Below are 18,834 nucleotides of genomic sequence, written 5' to 3'. Positions count from 1 at the left end.
GTCGCCGGACGGACGTGCGGGCCGTTCAGTGTTCGAACTCGTTGCCACGTTTTCCCAGGTCCATCAGCTAAGGCGGTCAACATGCGAAAGCGGCTGGGTGTAATCGCCCTGTCCGGGCTCACGTTGCTCGGTGTGCTCAGCGTCGGCTCGGCGAGTGCCGAACCGGCCTCGGTGCAACCCACCATCGGCAGGGGTCATGATGGTCCGGTGATCGTCGGCCACCGGGGCTCGCCGGGCTACCGTCCCGAGCACACGCTCGCGTCCTACGAGCTGGCCTACCGGCAGGGCGTCGACTGGGTCGACGTCGACCTGGTGCCGACCAAGGACGGCCAGCTGGTCGCCCGGCACGAGAACGAGATCAGCGGCACCACCGACGTCGCCTCCCGCCCCGAGTTCGCCGGGCGCAAGACGACGAAGACGATCGACGGCACGTCGTACACCGGCTGGTTCACCGAGGACTTCACGCTCGCCGAGCTGAAGACTCTGCGGGCCACCGAGCGGATCCCGCAGCTGCGGCCGAACAACACGATCTACAACGGGCGCTTCCAGGTCCCGACCTACCAGGAGGTGCTGGACCTGACCAAGCGGCTCGGCCGCGAGCTGCGCAGGGAACTGGGCACCTACCCGGAGATCAAGCACTCCACGTACTTCCGCAAGATCGGCAACCCGACCGAGCCGAAGCTCGTCGAGCTGATCCGGCGCAACGGCCTGAACCGGCCGAACGCGCCGGTGATCGTGCAGTCGTTCGAGGTGGGCAACCTCAAGGAGCTGAACCGGCAGCTGCGGGTACGGCTGGTGCAGCTGACGTCGGCGCAGGGCGCTCCGGCGGACTTCGTCGAGTCCGGTGACCCGCGTACCTACGCCGACCTGGTCACGCCGGCGGGACTGCGGGAGATCGCCCGCTACGCCGACTACCTGGGCCCGGAGAAGGCGCAGGTCATCCCTCGGGACGCGGCGGGCAACCTGGCCCAGCCGACGTCACTGGTGCGTGACGCGCACGCCGCCCGGCTGCCGGTGGTGCCCTACACCTTCCGCAACGAGAACAGCTTCCTGCCCGCGAACCTGCGGTCGTCGGCCGACCCGGCGGCGTGGGGCGACGCCTTCGCCGAGTACCGGGCCTACCTCGATGCCGGGGTGGATGGCCTGTTCAGCGACCACCCCGACACCGCGCTGGAAGCCCTCGGGTAGCGCGCGACCATCGTGCGGCGCCGCTACAGGAACCGGTGCCGCACGATGGTCTGCTCGCGGCCGGGGCCGACGCCGATCGCCGACATGCGGGCGCCGGACAGCTCCTCCAGCCGCTCGACGTAGGCGCGCGCGTTGGCGGGCAGGTCCTCGAACGTGCGGCACTCGGAGATGTCCTCCCACCAGCCCGGCATCTCCTCGTACACCGGAACGGCGTGGTGGACGTCGGTCTGCGTCATCGGCATGTCCTCGGTGCGCACGCCGTCGACGTCGTAGGCCACGCACACCGGCACCTTCTCCAGTCCGGACAGCACGTCCAGCTTGGTCAGGAAGTAGTCGGTGATGCCGTTGACGCGCACTGCGTAGCGGGCGATCACGGCGTCGAACCAGCCGGTGCGCCGGGAACGGCCGGTGGTCACGCCGAACTCGCCGCCTGCCTTGCGCAGGTTCTCGCCGGACTCGTCGTGCAGCTCGGTCGGGAACGGCCCGGAGCCGACCCGCGTGGTGTACGCCTTGAGGATCCCCAGCACGGTGGTGATCCGGCCGGGCCCGATGCCGGACCCGGCGCTGGCGCCGCCGGAGGTCGGGTTGGACGACGTCACGAACGGGTAGGTGCCGTGGTCGACGTCGAGCAGGGTTCCCTGCGAGCCCTCCAGCAGCACGGTCTCGCCGCGCTCCAGCGCCTTGTTCAGCTCCAGGCGGGTGTCGGCGATGCGGTGGGCGAACTTCTCGCCAGCGGCCAGCACCTCGTCGGCGACCTGCTCGGGATCGAGCCCCTTGCGGTTGTAGACCTTGACCAGGATCTGGTTCTTGACCTCCAGCGCGGCCTCGACCTTCTGCCGCAGGATCTTCTCGTCCAGCAGGTCCTGCACGCGCACGCCGACCCTGGCGATCTTGTCCTGGTAACACGGGCCGATGCCGCGGCCGGTGGTGCCGATCTTCTTGGCCCCGAGGTAGCGCTCGGTGACTTTGTCGATGGCCACGTGGTACGGCATGATCAGGTGCGCGTCGGCGGACAGCAGCAGCCGCGAGGTGTCCACGCCGCGCTCCTCCAGCCCGGCCAGCTCGTCGAGCAGCACGCCCGGGTCTACCACCACGCCGTTGCCGATGACGTTGGTGACCCCGGGCGTGAGAATGCCGGAGGGGATGAGGTGCAGGGCGAAGTCCTGGCCGTCCGGCAGCACCACCGTGTGACCGGCGTTGTTGCCGCCCTGGTAGCGGACGACCCACTGGACGCGGTCGCCGAGCAGGTCGGTGGCCTTGCCCTTGCCCTCGTCTCCCCACTGGGCACCGATCAGCACAATGGCCGGCATGTGACACTCCAGGTATTCGGCGGGCTGGATAAGTTGGCCTCGGTAAATGCCGGTGCATGAGCGTAACGGAGGGCTTCGGCGTGCGGGGACTGGTGCTGCTCTGTGGGCCGGACACGCCCGAACTTCCCGGCGTCGACCTGCGGGTCGAGCGGGTCGGGAGCCGTCCGGGCAAGGCCGACGTCGACCCGCTGCTGCCCGAGGCCGATCACCTCGTCGTGGTCGGCACCGACGCCGATCTGGCCGCCGTCGTGCTGCGGCTGCTGCGCAAGGAGCGGCTGACCGGCACGACCGTCGGCTACGTGACCACCGACCCGGACTCGGCGGTCGCCGAGCTGTGGCGGCTGCCGGTGGACCCGGTGCGGGCGCTGGCCCTGGCCGTGCGGGGCGACGTCGACCCGGTGCCGCTCATCCGCGACGACGCGGGCGGTGTGCTGGTGGGGTCCGGCCGGATCGGGCCGGTGCGCGGGGTCGGCTACTGCGACGACGACGTCGCGCTGCGCGGTGCGGCCCGCACGGTCGAGGTGACGCCGGATCCCGACGGCGGAGCGGGGCTGGTGGTGCGGGTGACCAGGGGGCTGGTGTTCCGCCGTCCGGTGACGTTCAGCGGGCGAGCGTTCCAGCTCGGCTGCATCCCGGCGGTGCCGGAGTACGACGGCGTGCGGCATCCGCGGCCGATGAAACGCTGGACGTGGTACCGACACACCGAGGATCTCCGCCTCGTTCGTGGTCTGGCCTGACACAATCGTTCACCCACAGGTGTTGCTCTCGTCACCCGTGTCAGTCACAGTCAGAAAGTAACCAACTGTTGTACTGACCGTTGTCGCCGAACCGGAGGTAACACCGTGTCCCCTGCCCGGCTCGCCCGTCGTTCCCTTGCCACTCTCGGCGTATCGGTCACCCTGGTGGCCTGCGCGACCGTCAGCGCCGCTCCGGCTGCGGTCGCCGAACCGCCGAACATCCCGGACGCCGCGACGGCCCGCACCCAGCTGGGCGCGCTGACCGTCAAGCCGGACGGCTCGTCGGACGGCTACGACCGGGACAAGTTCCCGCACTGGAGCGACCAGGGCAACAGCTGCAACACCCGCGAGGTCGTCCTCAAGCGCGACGGCGAGGGCGTGCAGACCGGGCCGGACTGCGCGGCGACGTCCGGCAAGTGGTTCAGCCCGTACGACGACGCGACCTGGAGCCAGGCGTCCGATGTGGACATCGACCACGTGGTGCCGCTGGCCGCCGCCTGGCGGACCGGTGCGTCCGGCTGGACCACCGACAAACGTGAGCAGTTCGCCAACGACCTGTCCGACCCGCAGCTGATCGCGGTCACCGACAACGTCAACCAGGAGAAGGGCGACAAGTCGCCGGACCAGTGGAAGCCGCCGGTGGTCGGCTACTGGTGCACCTACGCGCGCATGTGGATCGCGGTCAAGCACAAGTGGCAGCTGACGGTGAGCGAGCCGGAGAAGGGTGCCCTGACCGACATGCTGGGCCGCTGCTGAGGGTTCGTTCCACTCCCGCGCCAAGCACGTGAAGGCCACCGGAGTGCAGAACTCGCGTGCGTGAGCGCAGAACTCACGATGTGGACCGGGTTCTCCCGTCGCGCCTGGGGTCAAGCTCGTGAAGGCCACCTTCATTACGTGTGACGTGGTGATGGTGGCCTTCACGTGCTTTGGTGCTTGGCGGGTTGTCTCGTTCGTGGTGGCTGGTGGGGTGGTTGTGGTGTTGGAGGCGGGTGTGCCGGGGTGAGGGCGGATGTGGTGGCGTCTGATGCCGTGAAGGGCGCCCTCACGGCAATCGCCCACGACTCCCGACTCTGCCGGGGCCATTACGTCTCACGTGGTGAAGGTGGCCTTCACGTGCCTTGGACCTCAGCGCAGGCGCTCGATGACCTCGGGCGCCTGGCCCTGCAGCCGCAGCACGCCGCCGACGGTGAACTCGGTCAGCAGGTCGACGAGCGCCTCGCGGTCGGGCGGGTCGCCGTCCCAGGTCATGTTCACCAGCGCCTCGGTCATCGCGAAGTACATCGTGACCAGCGCCCGGTCGGCCCGGCCCGACCGCACACCCTGCGCGGCCCAGCGCTTGCGGCTGGCCTCGGCGTAGACGACGGCCAGCCGTTCGCGTAGCCGGGTCAGCGCCGGGTCGCCCGCCCGCTCGGCCTGCTGCAGCAGCGGCATGACGTCGGGGTGCTCGGCGACGAAGTCGAACATCGCCGCGTAGTTGCCGCGTGCCCACACCCGCAGTCGGGGCTCCGACGCGTCCCGGGCCCGCTCACCGACCTCGGCGAATGCCATCCGCTCGGCGTCGGCGACCGCCGCCGCGAACAACCGCGCCTTGTCCGCGTAGAGCTCGTACACCGCCTGCCTGGTGACCCCCGCCGCCCGCGCGACCTGCTCGATGGTGCCCGCGGCGAGACCGCTGGCCGCGAAGACCGAACGGGCCGCTCGCAGCACCAGCGCGCGTTGCTCGTCCACCGGCAGCTTCCGGGGACGTCCGCGGCTTGACACCGGGTTCACCTCACTTCAACATACTTTCCGACACTTCCGTCGGAAAATCCTCGACTCAATGGAGAGACAGGATGAGCCGGTCCACTCGTCGCGGTCTCGTCGTCGGTTTCGTCGTTGCCGCCGCCACCGCCCTGCTGACGGCCGGCACGCCGGCCTCCGCTGACACCTCCTTCTACGATCCGCCCTCCCCGCTGCCGCCCGGTCGCAACGGCGACGTCATCCGGCACGAGCCCGCGGACTTCTTCCTCGACCCGGCCAAACTGCTTCGCGCACCGGCGAAGGTGCAGCGGATCATGTACCGCAGCACCGACACGCACGGCAAGCCGATCGCGGTGACCGGAACCGTACTGACCCCGAACACCCCGTGGATCGGCAAGGGCGAGCGTCCGCTGATCTCCTACGCGGCGGGTACCCAGGGCGTCGGCGACCACTGCGCCCCGAGCCGCGCGATGGCCGCGGGCCTCGAATACGAGGGCCCGTTCCTCTCCGGCCTGCTCCTGCGTGGCTTCGCCGTCGTGATCACCGACTACGAGGGCCTCGGCACGCCGGGCGTGCACACCTACGTCAACCGCGAGTCGCAGGGCCACGCCGTCCTCGACGCCATCCGGGCGGCCCAGCGTCTGCCCGAGGCCGGCCTGCCGGACGACGGCCCGGTCGGCATCGCCGGCTACTCGCAGGGCGGCGCCGCCTCGGCGTCCGCCGCCGAACTGCAGCCCAGCTACGCGCCGGAACTCGACCTCAAGGGCGCCTACGCCGGCGCCATTCCCGCCGACCTCGCCGAGGTCGCCAAGGTGCTCGACGGCCACTACGCCGCGGGCTTCCTCGGCTTCGCGCTGGTGAGCCTGAACGAGGCGTACCCGGAGCTGGACATCCCGAGCGTGCTCAACGAGCGCGGCAAGCGGCTGTTCGAACAGGTCAAGAACCAGTGCACGGTGGACGCCATCGCCGCGCACGCGTTCACCCGCTCCGTCGACCTCACCAAGGACGGCAGGCCGCTGACCGCGTACCTCGACGAGGAGCCGTACCGCAGCCGCGTCGCGGAGCAGCGCATCGGCGACCGCGAGCCCGGCGCGCCGGTGCTGGTCGTGCACAGCAGGCTCGACGACATCGTGCCGTTCGCCCAGGGCCGCGAGGCCGCGGTCGACTGGTGCGACGCGGGAACCAAGGTGCAGTTCAGCGCCTCGTTGGTGCCCAGCCACGTCGGCGGGGCCATCCGCGCCTATCCCGAGGCGTTCGCCTGGCTGGAGGGCCGGTTCGCCGGGCTGCCGGCCCCGAACAACTGCGGACGCTTCTAGCCCCAGGCAACACAGGGCCGCTTCCCCTCGGGGAGGCGGCCCTTCTGGCGTTCGGGACCCAATCGGGTGTAGTTTTGTGCGCGTCGCACATAAGGGGGTTCCCAATGGTGTCCGCCGTAGCGAAGTCCACCCCGATCTCCCCGGGACGGGCGCGGTTCGTCCGTAACTGGACCGGCAGGCTGGTCGCCTTCGGGGAGTTCATCGACGGCTACGACCTGCTGGTCATCGGGGCCGCGATGCTGTTCCTCCGGCCGTACTTCGATCTCTCCGTCACCGAGGTGGGCCTGGTCACCGCCGCCGCGTTCGTGGGTACCGCGGTCGGCCTGCTGGTCTTCGGTGATCTGTCCGACCGGTTCGGTCGCCGGCTGATCTTCATGATCAACCTGGCGTTCTTCGTGGTGGCCTCCATCGCCGCGGCGTTCGTGCAGGAGGTCTGGCAGCTGGTGGCCGCCAGGTTCGTGCTCGGCGTCGCGGTGGGCATGGACATCCCGACGTCGCACGCGTTCCTCACCGAGATCGCCCCGACGGCCCGCCGCGGCCGCGTCGCCGGGAGCCTGCCCAACCTGATGTGGCTCGGTGGCGCCATCGTGTCGGTACTGCTCGCGCTGGCCCTCGATCCGTTGTTCGGTGACGAGACCTGGCGGTGGCTGTTCGGCATCGCCGCCATCCCCGCGGCCGCGGTGCTGGTGGCCAGGCAGTTCCTGCCGGAGTCGCCGCGCTGGCTGCGTGCACACGGCCGGGTGGAGGAGGCACAGCGGGTCCACGACGCGCTCGGGCTGGAACCGCCGAGGCACACCGTCGTCGAGAAGCGGAGCTACCGGGCTCTGCTGGCCGGTGGTGCGTGGCGGCGGCTGGCGACCGTGACGGCGTTCTTCGCGATCCAGGCCTTCGGCGGGGCGGTGGCGACGGTCTCCGGCCCGCTGATCGTCAGCAGCACCGGCATCGGCGTGTCCAACACGCTGTACTTCTCCCTGCTCGGCTTCGTGCTGGGGATCATCGCGGTGTGGGTGGGCGCGCAGGTCATCGACCGGGTGAACCGCCGCTGGCTCGGCGTGTGGACCTGTCTCGGCGTGTTCGTCGCCGGGCTCGGCATCGCCTTCTTCGGCGAGCGTTCCGGTACCGGCCTGGTGATCTTCTGGGCGTTGTACGCCACGCTGACCTGGTTCGGTCCGGGCGTGCTGAGCTGGGTGTGGAGCAGCGAGGCGTTCCCGACGGCGCTGCGCGGGCTGGGGTCCGGCATCGCCCAGTGCGTGACCCGGCTGGCCATCGCGCTCAACGTGTTCCTGGCCCCCATGCTGGCGCAGCAGTACGGGATCCAGGTCGTAGCGTGGTACGCCGGTGCGTTCGTGGTGTGCGCGGTGCTGGTCGCGGCGTCGCCGTGGCTGGCCACCACCGGCGTCGAACTGGAGGAAGTCAACGGCGTCGAGTCCGGAACGGCGGTGAAGACATGACGCAGCCGCGTCAGGCCCGGCAGGCCAACACAGCGGCCGTGCTGCAGTTGCTCGCGCGGCGGGGCCCGGTGGCGCGGAGCGACATCGCCAAGGCACTCGCACTCAACCACGGCAGCGTCGGCCGGATCATCGAGCCGCTGCTGACCGCGGGCATCGTCCGCGAGCTCACCGAGCAGCCCGGCCGGATCGGCCGCCCCAGGGTGCCGGTGGAGCTGAACCCGTCGAGCAGGCACGCGGTCGGCGTGCACCTCGGCCTCGAACGCACCACCGTCGGGCTGACCGACCTGGCCGGCCGCTGTGTCGAGCGGTACGCCGAGGAACGCGATCCCTCGGACGCGGCCGCCACCCTGCGCCGGGCCGCCGAACTGGCCGCCACGACGGCCGCGTCGGCGCCCGGTCCGGTACTCGGCGTCGGCGTGATCACCGGCGGCGAGGTGGATCGGGCGGCGGGACGGGTCGTGCGCCACGACGCCCTCGGCTGGACCGGCGTCGACGTCGCCACGCCGCTCCGCGCGGGGACCGGCCTGGACGTCGTGGTGGACAGCAACGTGCGTGCTCACCTAGGCGCCGAACTGACCTTCGGGGCGGCGCCGGCCGAGCACAGCGTGCTGTACCTGTTCGTCGGCAACGTCGCCGAGATGGGGTTCGTCGCGACGGCCTCGGACACCATCGTCCAGGGGACCGTCGGGCGCATCCTGGTGCCCGGGCTGACCGGCGGTCACGCGCGTTTCGGCGAGTGCGGGACGGACCGGGCGCTGCTCGCCGCGGCCCGGTCCGCCGGGCTCACGGTGACATCCCTGCCGGACCTGCTGCGCCTGGCGGACGACGCCGACCCGGCAGCGACGAGGCTGCTCGAGGCACGCAGCACCCAGGTCGCCCTGCTGGCCGACACCCTGCACGACCTGACCGGGGCAGGCCTGATCCTCCTCGGCGGCAGCGGCGCGCCGTCGGACCACTGGCTCGACGCGGTCCGCGATCGTGCCGAGGCGGTCCCGCCGGAGGCGCTGGTCCGGCCGAGGTCGGGTCCCGACTCGCTGGTCATGGCGGCAGCGGGACTGGTCGTGCGTGGTTTCCTCGCCACCGGGGTCGCGGCATGACCCCGGTGCTGCACCGGCTCCGGCTCAACCAGCGGTCCGAATGGCTGATCATCGAGGTCGCCGAGGACGGGTTCACCGGCTACGGCGAGTGCTCCGACGCCTGCGACGCCGGCACGGCCGCCGCGCTGCTGCGCCGCGTCCCGGGCCCTGACGAAGCCTGGCAGTGGGCGATGGCCGCCGGTGGCGACCTGGCGTCCCGCACCGTCGCCAGCGGTCTGATCGCCGCGTGGGAGGACCTGACCGCCCGGCGAGCCGGCCTGCCGCTGGCGCGGTGGCTCGGCGGCACCGAGGCGGACGTTCCGGCGTACGCCAACATCAACCGGGGCACCACCGAGCGGACCCCGGACGGGTTCGCCGTCAAGGCGAAGGCCGCGGTCGCCGCGGGCTACACCGCGGTGAAGCTGGCGCCGTTCGACGGCCTCGACGGCCGTCACCGGGCCGAGGAGGGGCTGGCCCGGGTGGAGGCCGTCCGGACGGCGGTGGGGCCCGACACGGGCGTCATGGTCGACGTGCACCAGGTCCTGCGGCGGGACGAACTGCTGCGGATCGCGCCGAAGCTCCGTGCGCTCGAGCTGGCCTGGCTGGAGGACGTCGCCCCGATCGACGCGATCGACGACCTGCTGGCGATCAAGCGCGCGGCCGAGTGCTCGCTGGCGGGTGGTGAACTGATCGCCGACCTCGCCGAGGCACGTCCCGCGGTCGTCGCCGGCGCACTGGACGTGGTGCTGCCCGACGTCAAACACGCTGGTGGCGCCCGGCGCACCCTGGAACTGACCAGGCGCCTGTACGACCTCGGCGCCGCGGTGTCGTTGCACAACCCGACCGGCCCGGTGGCGACCGCGACCAGTACACACGTGCTCTCCGCTCTGGGAGCGGGCACGCTGGAGGTCATGTTCGGCGAGTCCGGTGACCGCCGTGGCTCGGTCGTTTCCGAGCCGTGCGGGATCGGGCTGGCGCCCTCGGCGGTCTGGGAAAGGGTCGGCTCGTGAGTGGTGTGGTCGTGCTCGGCGGAGCGGGCGGCATCGGCTCGGCCGTCGTGGTGGAGCTGCTGGAACAGGGGCGGCAGGTCGCGGTCGTGGACCTCGCTGAGCCGCCGCCGGGCCTGGCCGCCGTGCCGTGGATCCGCGGCGACGCCACCGACCCCGCGGTCTGCGACGCCGCGTTCGAAGCACTGGACGTCCCGGTGACCGGGCTCGTGCACTGCCTGCTCGCCGAGCACCGTGCCGGGCTGTCGGAGCAGACGCCGGACGCCCTGCGCAGGGTGCTGGAGATCGGCGCCGTGTCCGCGTTGGCGCCGCTCCAGCGACTGCTCGCCCGCGCGGGCGGACGGCCGTGTGCCGCGGTGCTGGTCAGTTCGATCCACGCGGGCTACGCCTGGGCCGGGCAGGCGCCGTACGCCATGGCCAAGGCCGCGCTGGAGGCACTCGGCCGGGCCGCCGCGGTCGAGCTGGGCCCACGCGGGCTCCGGTGCAACATGGTCCGGCCGGGGTTCGTCGCGGTGCCCCGCAACGCGCACCGCTGGCGCGACGAGGACGTCAGGAACGCCCTCGCCGGCACCTACCCGCTCGGCGAGCTGGCCCAGCCACAGGACATCGCCGACGTGATCGCCTTCCTGCTCAGCGAGCGGGCCAGGTTCGTCTCCGGCGAGACCATCACCGTGGACGGCGCGCTGACCACCGTCCTACCGGAACCTACTTTTCCAGCAGATGAGCAGCCGCCGGGTCGGAGTCGGTGAGGAACGTCGAGCAGCGCTCGTACTCCTCGGTCTCCCCGATCCGCTCGGCTGCCTTCGCGAGCACCGCCAGCGCACGCAGGAAGCCCTGGTTCGGCCGGTGGTCCCAGGGCACCGGGCCGTGCCCCTTCCAGCCGGCGCGGCGCAGCTGGTCCAGGCCGCGGTGGTAGCCGGTGCGGGCGTAGGCGTAGGCAGCCACCACCTGGCCGTCGGCCAGCGCGTTCTCACCGAGCGCGGCCCACGCCTCGCTGAAGTCGGGGTGCTCGGCGGCCACCTCGGCCGGGTCGGTGCCCGCGTCCAGCGCGGCCTGCGCGGCGGCGCGCTCGGGGAGGCGGGTGGGGTCGGGTCCGAGCAGGTTGGCGGAAGTCATGCCGCCATTCTGCACTTACAGGAAAAGGCTGGTGACGACGCCGCCCGCACCCAGGACGAGGACGGCGACGAGCACTGCGGCAACGAGTCGTTTGGGCATCATCGCCCGACACCATGCCCGTGGGCCCGGCGGCCACGCAAACCCGCCACCCCTACGGGTGAACCCGGGTTTTCGGATGTTTCGGGCCACCTGACCTACTGGGTGTCACACCGAAGGGCGATGATGGACGGGTGACCAAGGCAGTAGCCGCAGATCCCGACGTCGTCCCGCGCAGCCCGATCGCGAAGACGAAGCTGTTCTTCCAGCTGTACTGGAAACGTGGCGCACCCGGACAGCCGACCGCGCCGTGGGCGCTGAACTTCGCCTACGGCATGTGGCTGACGGCGTTCCTGTTCAAGCTGATCGGCTCGTCGTGGGACATGTCGTGGCACTTCCAGTGGCTGCGGGACGACCTGGCGCCGCCGCACCTGATCAACACCGTCGGCACGGTGATCATCATGGTGCTGGTCTCGATCCACAGCTACACCGGACTCGGCTGCGACAAGCGGTCGCTCCGGCTGATGCAGACCGGCACCGTGGTGTTCCTGATCGCCGCGCCGCTGGACGTCATCAACCACCGGATCAACGGGCTCGACCTCACCGCGTGGAGCCCGTCGCACATGATGCTCTACATCGGCACCGGCATCATGCTGCTCGGCGTCATCGACGGCTGGCTGAAGTTCTCGACGCCGGGCCGGACGCGGGCGCTGGTGCTGACCGGGCTGTGGGCGTTCTTCCTGGAGAACACGTTCTTCCCCAACGGCCAGCAGGAGTACGGCGTGCTCGGGCTGCTGTCCTGGGAGCGCGGCACGCCGGAGGCCGAGCACGAGCTGCTGTCCTTCGCCGCCGAGCAGATCGGCAGGCCGGTGGACCGGGTGGCGGTACTGAACTTCACGCTGCCGATCGCCGAGTGGGTGTACCCGGTGTGGGGCATCGGCGTGATGGCGCTGATTCTGGCGCTGGCCAGGCACACCATCGGCAAGGCGTGGGCGGCGACCGTGGTGGCCACGCTGTACGTCGGCTACCGGGGCGTGATCTGGCCGCTGCTGCTGGCCGCGGAGTTCCCGACCTCGACGGTGCCGTTCTATCTGCTGTTCGTCGGGCTGGCGGTGGACCTGGCGTTCCGGATCGGGCGGAGCCACGCGCTGCTGACGGCCGGCGTGGGCGGGCTGCTGGTCACCGCGTTCGGCTACGGCGCGCTGTGGACGCAGGCGCAGTTCAGCGACTGGCTGCTGCCCGACGCGCACACCGCGTCGGCGCCGCCGATCGCCTACTGGACCGTGCCGGTCGTGCTGGCCGGGGTGGCGCTGCTGTGGGCGGCGGGCGGGCCACTGGCCCGTTGGTGGAACTCCCGCCGCCCCCAGCCGCATCATCTGCCCGACGCGGTGGTCTGACGGGTCAGCGTCAGACCCGGCAAAGTCCTGCGGCTGAGGGCCGAGGTGATGCCGTGAAGGGGGCCCTCACGGCGCCTCATGCCCCGGCAAGTACCGGAACGTAGAACTCGCGTTCCGGAAAGCAGAACTCGCGTGCGTGAGCGCAGAACTCACCATGTGGACGCCGGTTCTCACCTGGTGCCGATCACTCGCGCGACCGGTCCGGTCGCGCGAGTCCTCCGTTCCCGACCCGCGAGTCGACCGTTCCGGACCCACGAGTCGCACGTTCCCGCCCACTGGTCCCACTGCCTGGCACGCCGGGTCCAGATCGGGCGCCCCAGGCCCCGTCCTCGTCTGGCCGAACGGGCCGCTCGCGCGGCCCTAACGGGCCGGAGCACGAGTTTCACGTTCCTGAACACGTCATTCGCGTTCCCGAACACGACACTCGGCATCCGGCCCCGCATCCCAGCCCGGGAGCGACGGGTCAGAGCTTCTGGCCTGCCGACTTCAGGTTCTGGGCGGCCTCGACGACGCGGGCGGCCATCGCGCCCTCGGCGACCTTGAGGTAGCTACGCGGGTCGTAGACCTTCTTGTTGCCGACCTCGCCGTCGATCTTCAGGACGCCGTCGTAGTTCTTGAAGAAGTGGTCGGCGATCGGCCGCGAGAACGCGTACTGGGTGTCGGTGTCGACGTTCATCTTCACCACGCCGTAGGACAGCGACTCGTGGATCTCCTCCAGCAGCGAGCCGGAACCACCGTGGAACACCAGCTCGAACGGCTTGGAGCCCTCGGGCAGGCCGAGCTTCTCGGCGGCGACCTGCTGGCCACGCTTGAGCACGTCCGGGCGCAGCTTCACGTTGCCCGGCTTGTACACGCCGTGCACGTTGCCGAACGTCGCGGCGAGCAAGTAGCGGCCCTTGTCGCCCGAGCCGAGCACCTCGATCGTCTTCACGAAGTCGCCCTCGGCGGTGTACAGCTTGTCGTTGATGTCGTGCGCGACGCCGTCCTCCTCGCCGCCGACGACGCCGATCTCGACCTCCAGGATGATCTTCGCGGCGGCGGCCTTCGGCAGCAGCTCCGCGGCGATCTCCAGGTTCTCGTCCAGGTCGATGGCCGAGCCGTCCCACATGTGCGACTGGAACAGCGGGTTCTCACCGCGCTTGACCCGCTCAGTGGAGATGTCGATCAGCGGGCGGACGAAGCCGTCCAGCTTGTCCTTGGGGCAGTGGTCGGTGTGCAGCGCGACGTTGACCGGGTACTTGGCGGCCACGACGTGCGCGAACTCGGCCAGCGCCGTCGCGCCGGTCACCATGTCCTTGACCTTCTGGCCCGAGGCGAACTCCGACCCGCCGGTGGAGAACTGGATGATCCCGTCGCTCTCCGCCTCGGCAAAGCCCCGGATGGCCGCGTTCAGGGTTTCCGAGGAAGTCACGTTGATGGCGGGGTAAGCGAACTCGTTCGCCTTGGCCCGGTCCAGCATCTCCGCGTAGACCTCGGGGGTGGCGATGGGCATCGTAAGTCCTCCTAGGGGGCTTGGTCGCCGTTCAAGCGGCATCTTACGAGCCCATCGCCCACGCAAAACCGCACGTTCAGTGCACTAGCTCACCCGCGAGCGTCCGGTAGTCCTCCAGCGGCCGGTCACCCAGTACCTGCACCGCCACGTGGTCCGCACCGGCGTCGAGGTGCTCCCGCAGGCCGGCGGCAATCTGGGCGGCGTCACCGTGCAGCGCGAGCGCGTCGACCAGCCGGTCGGATCCGCCGTCGGAGACGTCGGCGTCGGTGTAGCCGAGCCGCTTGAGGTTGCTGACGTAGTTGCTCAGCGACAGGTACGGATCCCGCACCGCGGGACGGCCGATCTCCCTCGCCCGCGCCGGGTCGGTCTCCAGCAGGACCTTGTGCTCGGGCGCGAGCAGCACGCCGTCGCCGAGGATCTCCCTGGCCCTGCGGGTGTGTTCCGGGGTGGTGAGGTACGGGTGCGCGCCCGCGGTCCGCTCGGCGGACAGCTTCAGCACCTTCGGGCCGAGCGCGGCCAGCACCACATGCTCCCTCGGGACACCCTCGGCATCCAGTGTGTCCAAATAGGACACGATGGTGTCGTACGGCGAGCGGTACTCCTGGGTGTGCTCCCGGTGCCCGATGCCGACGCCGAGCAGGAACCGGCCGGGATACCGGGCGGCGATGCGGTGATAGGACCGCGCCAGCTCCGTCGGATCACTGGCCCACATGTTCACGATGCCGGTGGCCACCACGAGCGAGCCGGTCGCGCCCAGCAGCCGTTCGGCGAGTTCGAGGTCAGCAGGGGGCGAACCGCCGATCCAGAGGGCGCCGAAGCCCAGTTCCTCGACCAGCGCGACCTCCTCGGTGGTCACGTCCCACGAACGCCGCCAGATTCCGAACCTGCCCACATCAACGGTCATGGCCCGGTCAACGGCGCCCGGCGACGGATTCATTCCCCGCACCGTGAGCTACTCGACAGTAGCCTACTCGCAGTAGGTTGAGGTACCGTGCTGGTCAGCCGAGCAAGGGAGGCAACGTGGCCACTCCGAAGGACCTCAACGGCAAAGTGGTGCTGATCACAGGCGCGGCTCGCGGAATCGGTGCCGGGCTCGCCGAGCGGTTCGCCGCCAGAGGCGCGGAGGTGGCCCTGCTCGGCCTGGAAGCCGAGGAACAGCGCAAGGTGGCCGAGGGGATCGGCGACGCCGCGCGGTCCTGGGAGGTCGACGTCACCAGCTGGGCCGACCTCGAACGCGCGACGGCCGAGGTCATCGAGCTCTTCGGCCGGATCGACATCGTGATCGCCAACGCCGGGATCGCCACGACGGGCTTCGTCCGCTCGGTCGACCCGGCGGCCTTCGAGAAGGTCATCGAGGTCGATCTGCTCGGCGTCTGGCGCACGTTCCGGGTCACGCTGCCGCATGTCATCGAGAGCCGGGGCTACCTGCTCGCCATCTCCTCGCTGGCCGCCATCGCGCACGCCCCCGGCATGGCCAACTACGCCGCCGCGAAGGCAGGCGTCGAGGCGTTCGTCAACAGCATGCGTCCCGAGGTCGCCCACCTCGGCGTCACCGTCGGCGTCGCCCACCCCACGTGGATCCGCACCGACCTGGTGTCCAGCGCCGACGCGCACCCGGTCTTCGGCAAGCTGCGGGCAGGCATGCCCGGCCTGATCGGCAAGACCTACCCGCTGAAGACGGCGCTCGACCAGATCGAGGCGGGCGTCCTGCGCCGGGCGCGGGTCATCCACGTGCCGCGCTGGGTCGGCGCGCTCAAGAACATCCGGACGGTGCTACCCCGGATAATCGAGTTCGGCGCCCGGTCCCGGGTGCCCGACGCCGACCGCGCCGCACTGGCCGACATCGAGCGGCGCGGAGCCAAGGAGTCGTCCGTAACCGGCCACGGTGGCCGGGCAGCGACGAGGTGACGATGTCCCGACGAGCACAGATCCGGATGACCCCCGACGAGGTGCGGGCCTACCTCGACGAGCAGCGGGTGATCAGCGTGGCAACCATGAGCCCGAACGGCAGGCCGCACCTGGCACCGCTGTTCTACGTTCCACACGGCGACGGCGTCGCCACCTGGACCTACGGCAAATCGCAGAAGGTCGCCAACCTCAGGCGGCTGCCGCAGGCCACCGTGCAGATCGAGTCCGGGCATGCCTACGAGGAGCTGCGCGGCGTGTCGTTCGAGGCCGACGTCGAGATCGTCACCGACACCGAGCGGGTCTTCGAGATCGGCTCGGCGATGTCGGCCCGGTACGACCTCACCGGCGGCGCGACCGGCCCGGAGGTGGACGGCTTCCTCCGGGCGCAGGCCGCCAAGCGGGTGGGGCTGGTGTTCACACCGACGAAGATCGTCAGCTGGGATCACGCCAAGCTGGCCGGCACCTACTGACCGGGCACCCAGGCGCCGATCAGCGGCTGGAACTCCCGGACGGTGTGATCGGCCACGGCCCCCTCGACGAAGTACGGGTCGCGGTCGATGATCGCCTGCAGGGCCTCGCGGTCCTCGGCCTGGTACAGGGTGATGCCGCCGGAGCCGTCGCCGAGCGGGCCGGCGACCGCGACGACGCCCTGCTCCGCCAGCCCGGTGAGGAACTCGCGGTGCCGCGGACGGACCGCGCCGTAGCGGTCTTGGTCGTAGCGGATTTCTACTAGAAACCAGGCCATGGGCTTCCTTACGGTCCAGTGGGTGAGCGGAGACTCCCACAATATGAGCACTGCCTCCCGGGCAGCCAACCCGTTAGGCTTGAGCGACGTGACTCGTCACGTGAGCTCACCCGCGGGATACACCGTGCAAACAGGACAGGACGGACGGACACCGATGCAGGAGGCCAGCGCGGAGCGCAGCGTCGAGCGCACGCTCGGACACCTCCGCACCATGGACGGACCGGCGCCGGCCGTCGCACCGCAGGGCCCGCAGGGGCCGCTGACCCTGGAGGACCTGTATCGCACCCACCGGATGCGGCTGGTCCGGCTGGCCATCCTGCTCGTCGACGAGCCCGCCACGGCGGAGGACGTCGTCCAGGAGGCGTTCACCGGCCTGCACCGCAACTGGGGACGGCTGCGGGACGCGGCCGCGGCCGTCGGGTACCTGCGCACGGCGGTCGTCAACGGGTCACGCAGCGTGCTGAGGCGGCGCAAGACGGCCCGCGAGTACGTCCCGCCGCACGCGGTCAACGCGCGGTCCGCGGAGAGCCTGGCGATGCTGTCCACCGAGCACCAGGCCGTCGTGAACGCACTGGGCAAACTGCCGCCCCGGCAGCGCGAGGTGCTGGTGCTGCGGTACTACGGCGGCCTGTCCGAGGCGGAGATCTCGGAGGCCGCCGGCATTTCCAAGGGCACCGTGAAGTCGACGGCGAGCAGGGCCCTGGAGGCACTACAGCGGGTCATGCAGGCACCCAACTAGCCCAGCTTGGCCCGCCGGTAGAAGGAAGGTTCGCGGGCCGTGACCCGCAATCTGGTTTAGACCAATATGCTGGACTGGTGACGGGTGCGATGGACTTCGTGATCACCGGCGGCAGACTGGCCGGCCAGAGCGGTGACTGGCTTGCCGTGTCGGGTGGTCTGATCAGCGAGATCGGTACCGGCGATCCGCCGGACGGCCAGCGGGTCGATGTGGCGGGGGCACTGATCGTGCCCGGCTTCATCGACACCCACTGTCACGGTGGTGGCGGTGGCTCCTTCTCCGGGACCGACCCCGAGGACCTCGCGCGGGCGGTGGCCGCGCATCGGCGGCACGGGACTACGACGATGCTGGCCAGCCTGGTGTCCGATCCGGTGCACACGCTGGTCGAGCAGATGGCGGCGCTGACCGAGCTCGCGCAGGACGGCCTGATCGCGGGCATCCACCTGGAGGGGCCGTTCATCTCGAAGGCCCGCTGCGGAGCGCACGACCCGGCCGCGTTGCGCGAGCCGGAGACGGCGGTCGTCGACAAGCTGCTGTCCGCGGGGCACGGCCACGTCCGGATGGTGACCCTCGCGCCCGAGCTGCACGGCGGCGTCGAGGCGGTGCGTCAGCTCGTGGAGAGCGGCGTGATCGCGGCGATCGGGCACACCGACGGCGTCGAGGAGCAGATCCTGCCTGCCGTCGACGCCGGCGCGAGCGTCGCGACGCACCTGTTCAACGGCATGCGGCCGCTGCACCACCGGGAGCCCGGGCCGATCGGGGCGCTGCTCGACGACGAGCGGATCACCGTCGAGCTGATCTGCGACCTTGTGCACGTCCACCCGACCGTGCTCCGGCTGGCTGCCCGGCACGCCGGTACCGGGCGGACCGTGCTGATCACCGACGCCATGTCGGCCACCGACGCGGCTGACGGCAGCTACCGGCTGGGCAAGCTGGACGTCGACGTCACCGACGGGGTGGCGACGCTGGCAGGCAACGGATCGCTGGCAGGCAGCACGCTGACCATGGACGCGGCGTTCCGCAACCTGGTGCACGGGGCGAAGCTGAGCGTCGCCGACGCCGTGCACGCCACCGCGACCAGGCCCGCTCAGCTGCTGGGCATCGACGACCGGACCGGTGCGCTGCGGCCGGGGCTCGCGGCGGACCTCGTCGTGCTGGACGACGACCTGCGGCCGGTTCGCGTGCTGCGGCACGGTGAGTGGGTCGAGGGTGTCGGGCGGCTACGCTCGACGTCGTGAACCAGGCGGAGGACCCGGAACGGCTGCTCGCCGAGGCGCTGCGTGCCCAGGCCCGCAGCGCGCCGCCGGGTGAGCAACCTTCCGCCCCGCCACCGGTCGGTTACGGACTGCTGTCGGGAACGGGCGCGGACTCGCTGGAGCGGGCCCGCGCCCAGCTGGAGGAGACCGAGCCGCCGACGGTGCGTGCCGACGCCCAGCCGGGCGCGACGACCAGGCAAATCACTCCGGCCCGGCCGTTGCCCGCGCACTGGGTGCTGTTGCTCGCGGTCCTGCTCGGGCTGGCCTCGGGCACGGTCGTCGGGCTGCTGACTCTGCTCTGAGAGTGTGCGCAGGGTCAC

20 protein-coding genes are annotated in these 18,834 nt (G+C 70.8%); 14 read left to right on the top strand and 6 right to left on the bottom strand.

What is annotated here, in order from left to right:
* Window positions 1-81 precede the first annotated feature (81 nt).
* Window positions 82-1,188, top strand: a complete 1,107-nt coding sequence (locus tag EWH70_RS05005; protein WP_130474033.1) for a glycerophosphodiester phosphodiesterase — start codon at window positions 82-84, stop codon at window positions 1,186-1,188.
* Between the two features lie 23 nt (window positions 1,189-1,211).
* Here EWH70_RS05005 and EWH70_RS05000 read toward each other — a convergent pair whose 3' ends face one another.
* Window positions 1,212-2,498, bottom strand: a complete 1,287-nt coding sequence (locus EWH70_RS05000; protein ID WP_130474032.1) for an adenylosuccinate synthase — start codon at window positions 2,496-2,498, stop codon at window positions 1,212-1,214.
* 56 nt (window positions 2,499-2,554) lie between these two features.
* Between EWH70_RS05000 and EWH70_RS04995 the strand changes: the two genes are divergently transcribed.
* Both EWH70_RS04995 and EWH70_RS04990 read left to right on the top strand, forming a co-directional pair.
* Window positions 2,555-3,235, top strand: a complete 681-nt coding sequence (locus EWH70_RS04995) for a hypothetical protein (RefSeq protein WP_240686800.1) — start codon at window positions 2,555-2,557, stop codon at window positions 3,233-3,235.
* 162 nt (window positions 3,236-3,397) lie between these two features.
* Complete coding sequence (locus tag EWH70_RS04990; protein ID WP_130474250.1) at window positions 3,398-3,991, top strand: HNH endonuclease family protein; 594 nt, start codon at window positions 3,398-3,400, stop codon at window positions 3,989-3,991.
* 369 nt (window positions 3,992-4,360) lie between these two features.
* Here EWH70_RS04990 and EWH70_RS04985 read toward each other — a convergent pair whose 3' ends face one another.
* A complete protein-coding gene (locus EWH70_RS04985; protein WP_240686799.1) occupies window positions 4,361-4,963 on the bottom strand; it encodes a TetR/AcrR family transcriptional regulator in 603 nt (200 codons plus the stop codon).
* A gap of 104 nt (window positions 4,964-5,067) precedes the next feature.
* Between EWH70_RS04985 and EWH70_RS04980 the strand changes: the two genes are divergently transcribed.
* The 5 genes from EWH70_RS04980 to EWH70_RS04960 all read left to right on the top strand — a co-directional run bounded on the left by EWH70_RS04980 (window position 5,068) and on the right by EWH70_RS04960 (window position 10,574).
* Window positions 5,068-6,291, top strand: coding sequence for a lipase family protein (locus EWH70_RS04980; protein ID WP_130474030.1), 1,224 nt, complete (start codon window positions 5,068-5,070; stop codon window positions 6,289-6,291).
* 104 nt (window positions 6,292-6,395) lie between these two features.
* The gene (locus tag EWH70_RS04975) at window positions 6,396-7,742 is read left to right on the top strand and encodes an MFS transporter (protein WP_240686798.1); all 1,347 of its coding nucleotides are present in this window, start codon (window positions 6,396-6,398) and stop codon (window positions 7,740-7,742) included.
* Complete coding sequence (locus EWH70_RS04970; RefSeq protein WP_130474029.1) at window positions 7,739-8,839, top strand: ROK family transcriptional regulator; 1,101 nt, start codon at window positions 7,739-7,741, stop codon at window positions 8,837-8,839. Before EWH70_RS04975 ends, EWH70_RS04970 begins: the two co-directional genes overlap by 4 nt.
* Window positions 8,836-9,828: an enolase C-terminal domain-like protein gene (locus EWH70_RS04965; RefSeq protein WP_130474028.1), complete on the top strand. Its 993-nt coding sequence runs from the start codon at window positions 8,836-8,838 to the stop codon at window positions 9,826-9,828. Before EWH70_RS04970 ends, EWH70_RS04965 begins: the two co-directional genes overlap by 4 nt.
* Window positions 9,825-10,574, top strand: coding sequence for an SDR family NAD(P)-dependent oxidoreductase (locus EWH70_RS04960; RefSeq protein ID WP_130474027.1), 750 nt, complete (start codon window positions 9,825-9,827; stop codon window positions 10,572-10,574). Before EWH70_RS04965 ends, EWH70_RS04960 begins: the two co-directional genes overlap by 4 nt.
* Here EWH70_RS04960 and EWH70_RS04955 read toward each other — a convergent pair.
* Window positions 10,531-10,941 carry a DUF3151 domain-containing protein gene (locus EWH70_RS04955; RefSeq protein WP_130474026.1) on the bottom strand — a complete coding sequence of 137 codons (411 nt, stop codon included), beginning with the start codon at window positions 10,939-10,941 and terminating at the stop codon, window positions 10,531-10,533. The genes EWH70_RS04960 and EWH70_RS04955 overlap by 44 nt on opposite strands.
* 230 nt (window positions 10,942-11,171) lie before the next feature.
* On the opposite strand from EWH70_RS04955, the gene EWH70_RS04950 reads away from it, so the two are divergent.
* A complete protein-coding gene (locus tag EWH70_RS04950; protein WP_130474025.1) occupies window positions 11,172-12,374 on the top strand; it encodes a hypothetical protein in 1,203 nt (400 codons plus the stop codon).
* A gap of 463 nt (window positions 12,375-12,837) precedes the next feature.
* Here the strand turns inward: EWH70_RS04950 and fbaA are convergent, their stop codons facing one another.
* Both fbaA and EWH70_RS04940 read right to left on the bottom strand, forming a co-directional pair.
* Entirely contained in the window at window positions 12,838-13,866 is a 1,029-nt protein-coding gene (gene fbaA, locus EWH70_RS04945; protein WP_130474024.1) for a class II fructose-bisphosphate aldolase, read from the bottom strand.
* A 76-nt stretch (window positions 13,867-13,942) separates the two neighbouring features.
* The gene (locus tag EWH70_RS04940) at window positions 13,943-14,770 is read right to left on the bottom strand and encodes an LLM class F420-dependent oxidoreductase (RefSeq protein WP_130474023.1); all 828 of its coding nucleotides are present in this window, start codon (window positions 14,768-14,770) and stop codon (window positions 13,943-13,945) included.
* A 116-nt stretch (window positions 14,771-14,886) separates the two neighbouring features.
* Between EWH70_RS04940 and EWH70_RS04935 the strand changes: the two genes are divergently transcribed.
* Complete coding sequence (locus EWH70_RS04935) at window positions 14,887-15,774, top strand: SDR family oxidoreductase (RefSeq protein WP_130474022.1); 888 nt, start codon at window positions 14,887-14,889, stop codon at window positions 15,772-15,774.
* A gap of 2 nt (window positions 15,775-15,776) precedes the next feature.
* A complete protein-coding gene (locus EWH70_RS04930; RefSeq protein ID WP_130474021.1) occupies window positions 15,777-16,244 on the top strand; it encodes a pyridoxamine 5'-phosphate oxidase family protein in 468 nt (155 codons plus the stop codon).
* Here the strand turns inward: EWH70_RS04930 and EWH70_RS04925 are convergent.
* The gene (locus tag EWH70_RS04925) at window positions 16,238-16,519 is read right to left on the bottom strand and encodes a YciI family protein (protein ID WP_130474020.1); all 282 of its coding nucleotides are present in this window, start codon (window positions 16,517-16,519) and stop codon (window positions 16,238-16,240) included. The genes EWH70_RS04930 and EWH70_RS04925 overlap by 7 nt on opposite strands.
* Window positions 16,520-16,673: 154 nt before the next feature.
* Here EWH70_RS04925 and EWH70_RS04920 point away from each other — a divergent pair, with 154 nt between their 5' ends.
* The 3 genes from EWH70_RS04920 (at window position 16,674) to EWH70_RS04910 (ending at window position 18,816) form a co-directional block, all read left to right on the top strand.
* Window positions 16,674-17,258, top strand: coding sequence for a SigE family RNA polymerase sigma factor (locus EWH70_RS04920; protein ID WP_130474019.1), 585 nt, complete (start codon window positions 16,674-16,676; stop codon window positions 17,256-17,258).
* A gap of 98 nt (window positions 17,259-17,356) precedes the next feature.
* Window positions 17,357-18,496, top strand: a complete 1,140-nt coding sequence (gene nagA, locus EWH70_RS04915; protein WP_420809035.1) for an N-acetylglucosamine-6-phosphate deacetylase — start codon at window positions 17,357-17,359, stop codon at window positions 18,494-18,496.
* On the top strand, window positions 18,493-18,816 hold the full coding sequence (locus EWH70_RS04910; RefSeq protein WP_130474018.1) for a hypothetical protein: 324 nt from the start codon (window positions 18,493-18,495) through the stop codon (window positions 18,814-18,816). Before nagA ends, EWH70_RS04910 begins: the two co-directional genes overlap by 4 nt.
* The last annotated feature ends 18 nt before the right edge of the window (window positions 18,817-18,834 follow it).

Origin of the sequence: Amycolatopsis suaedae (assembly GCF_004214935.1) — a bacterium.
GTDB classification, from domain to species: domain Bacteria; phylum Actinomycetota; class Actinomycetes; order Mycobacteriales; family Pseudonocardiaceae; genus Amycolatopsis; species Amycolatopsis suaedae.
Note: the sequence above shows the minus strand (reverse complement) of the source record. Positions and strands in the feature narration are given on the sequence as shown.

What these genes read in the sequence shown, in the direction of transcription:
- EWH70_RS05005 (WP_130474033.1), top strand. Translation starts at nt 82, where the DNA reads ATGCGAAAGCGGCTGGGTGTAATCGCCCTGTCCGGGCTCACGTTGCTC.
- EWH70_RS05000 (WP_130474032.1), bottom strand. Translation starts at nt 2,498, where the DNA reads ATGCCGGCCATTGTGCTGATCGGTGCCCAGTGGGGAGACGAGGGCAAG.
- EWH70_RS04995 (WP_240686800.1), top strand. Translation starts at nt 2,555, where the DNA reads ATGAGCGTAACGGAGGGCTTCGGCGTGCGGGGACTGGTGCTGCTCTGT.
- EWH70_RS04980 (WP_130474030.1), top strand. Translation starts at nt 5,068, where the DNA reads ATGAGCCGGTCCACTCGTCGCGGTCTCGTCGTCGGTTTCGTCGTTGCC.
- EWH70_RS04975 (WP_240686798.1), top strand. Translation starts at nt 6,396, where the DNA reads ATGGTGTCCGCCGTAGCGAAGTCCACCCCGATCTCCCCGGGACGGGCG.
- EWH70_RS04970 (WP_130474029.1), top strand. Translation starts at nt 7,739, where the DNA reads ATGACGCAGCCGCGTCAGGCCCGGCAGGCCAACACAGCGGCCGTGCTG.
- EWH70_RS04965 (WP_130474028.1), top strand. Translation starts at nt 8,836, where the DNA reads ATGACCCCGGTGCTGCACCGGCTCCGGCTCAACCAGCGGTCCGAATGG.
- EWH70_RS04955 (WP_130474026.1), bottom strand. Translation starts at nt 10,941, where the DNA reads ATGACTTCCGCCAACCTGCTCGGACCCGACCCCACCCGCCTCCCCGAG.
- fbaA (WP_130474024.1), bottom strand. Translation starts at nt 13,866, where the DNA reads ATGCCCATCGCCACCCCCGAGGTCTACGCGGAGATGCTGGACCGGGCC.
- EWH70_RS04940 (WP_130474023.1), bottom strand. Translation starts at nt 14,770, where the DNA reads ATGACCGTTGATGTGGGCAGGTTCGGAATCTGGCGGCGTTCGTGGGAC.
- EWH70_RS04930 (WP_130474021.1), top strand. Translation starts at nt 15,777, where the DNA reads ATGTCCCGACGAGCACAGATCCGGATGACCCCCGACGAGGTGCGGGCC.
- EWH70_RS04925 (WP_130474020.1), bottom strand. Translation starts at nt 16,519, where the DNA reads ATGGCCTGGTTTCTAGTAGAAATCCGCTACGACCAAGACCGCTACGGC.
- EWH70_RS04920 (WP_130474019.1), top strand. Translation starts at nt 16,674, where the DNA reads ATGCAGGAGGCCAGCGCGGAGCGCAGCGTCGAGCGCACGCTCGGACAC.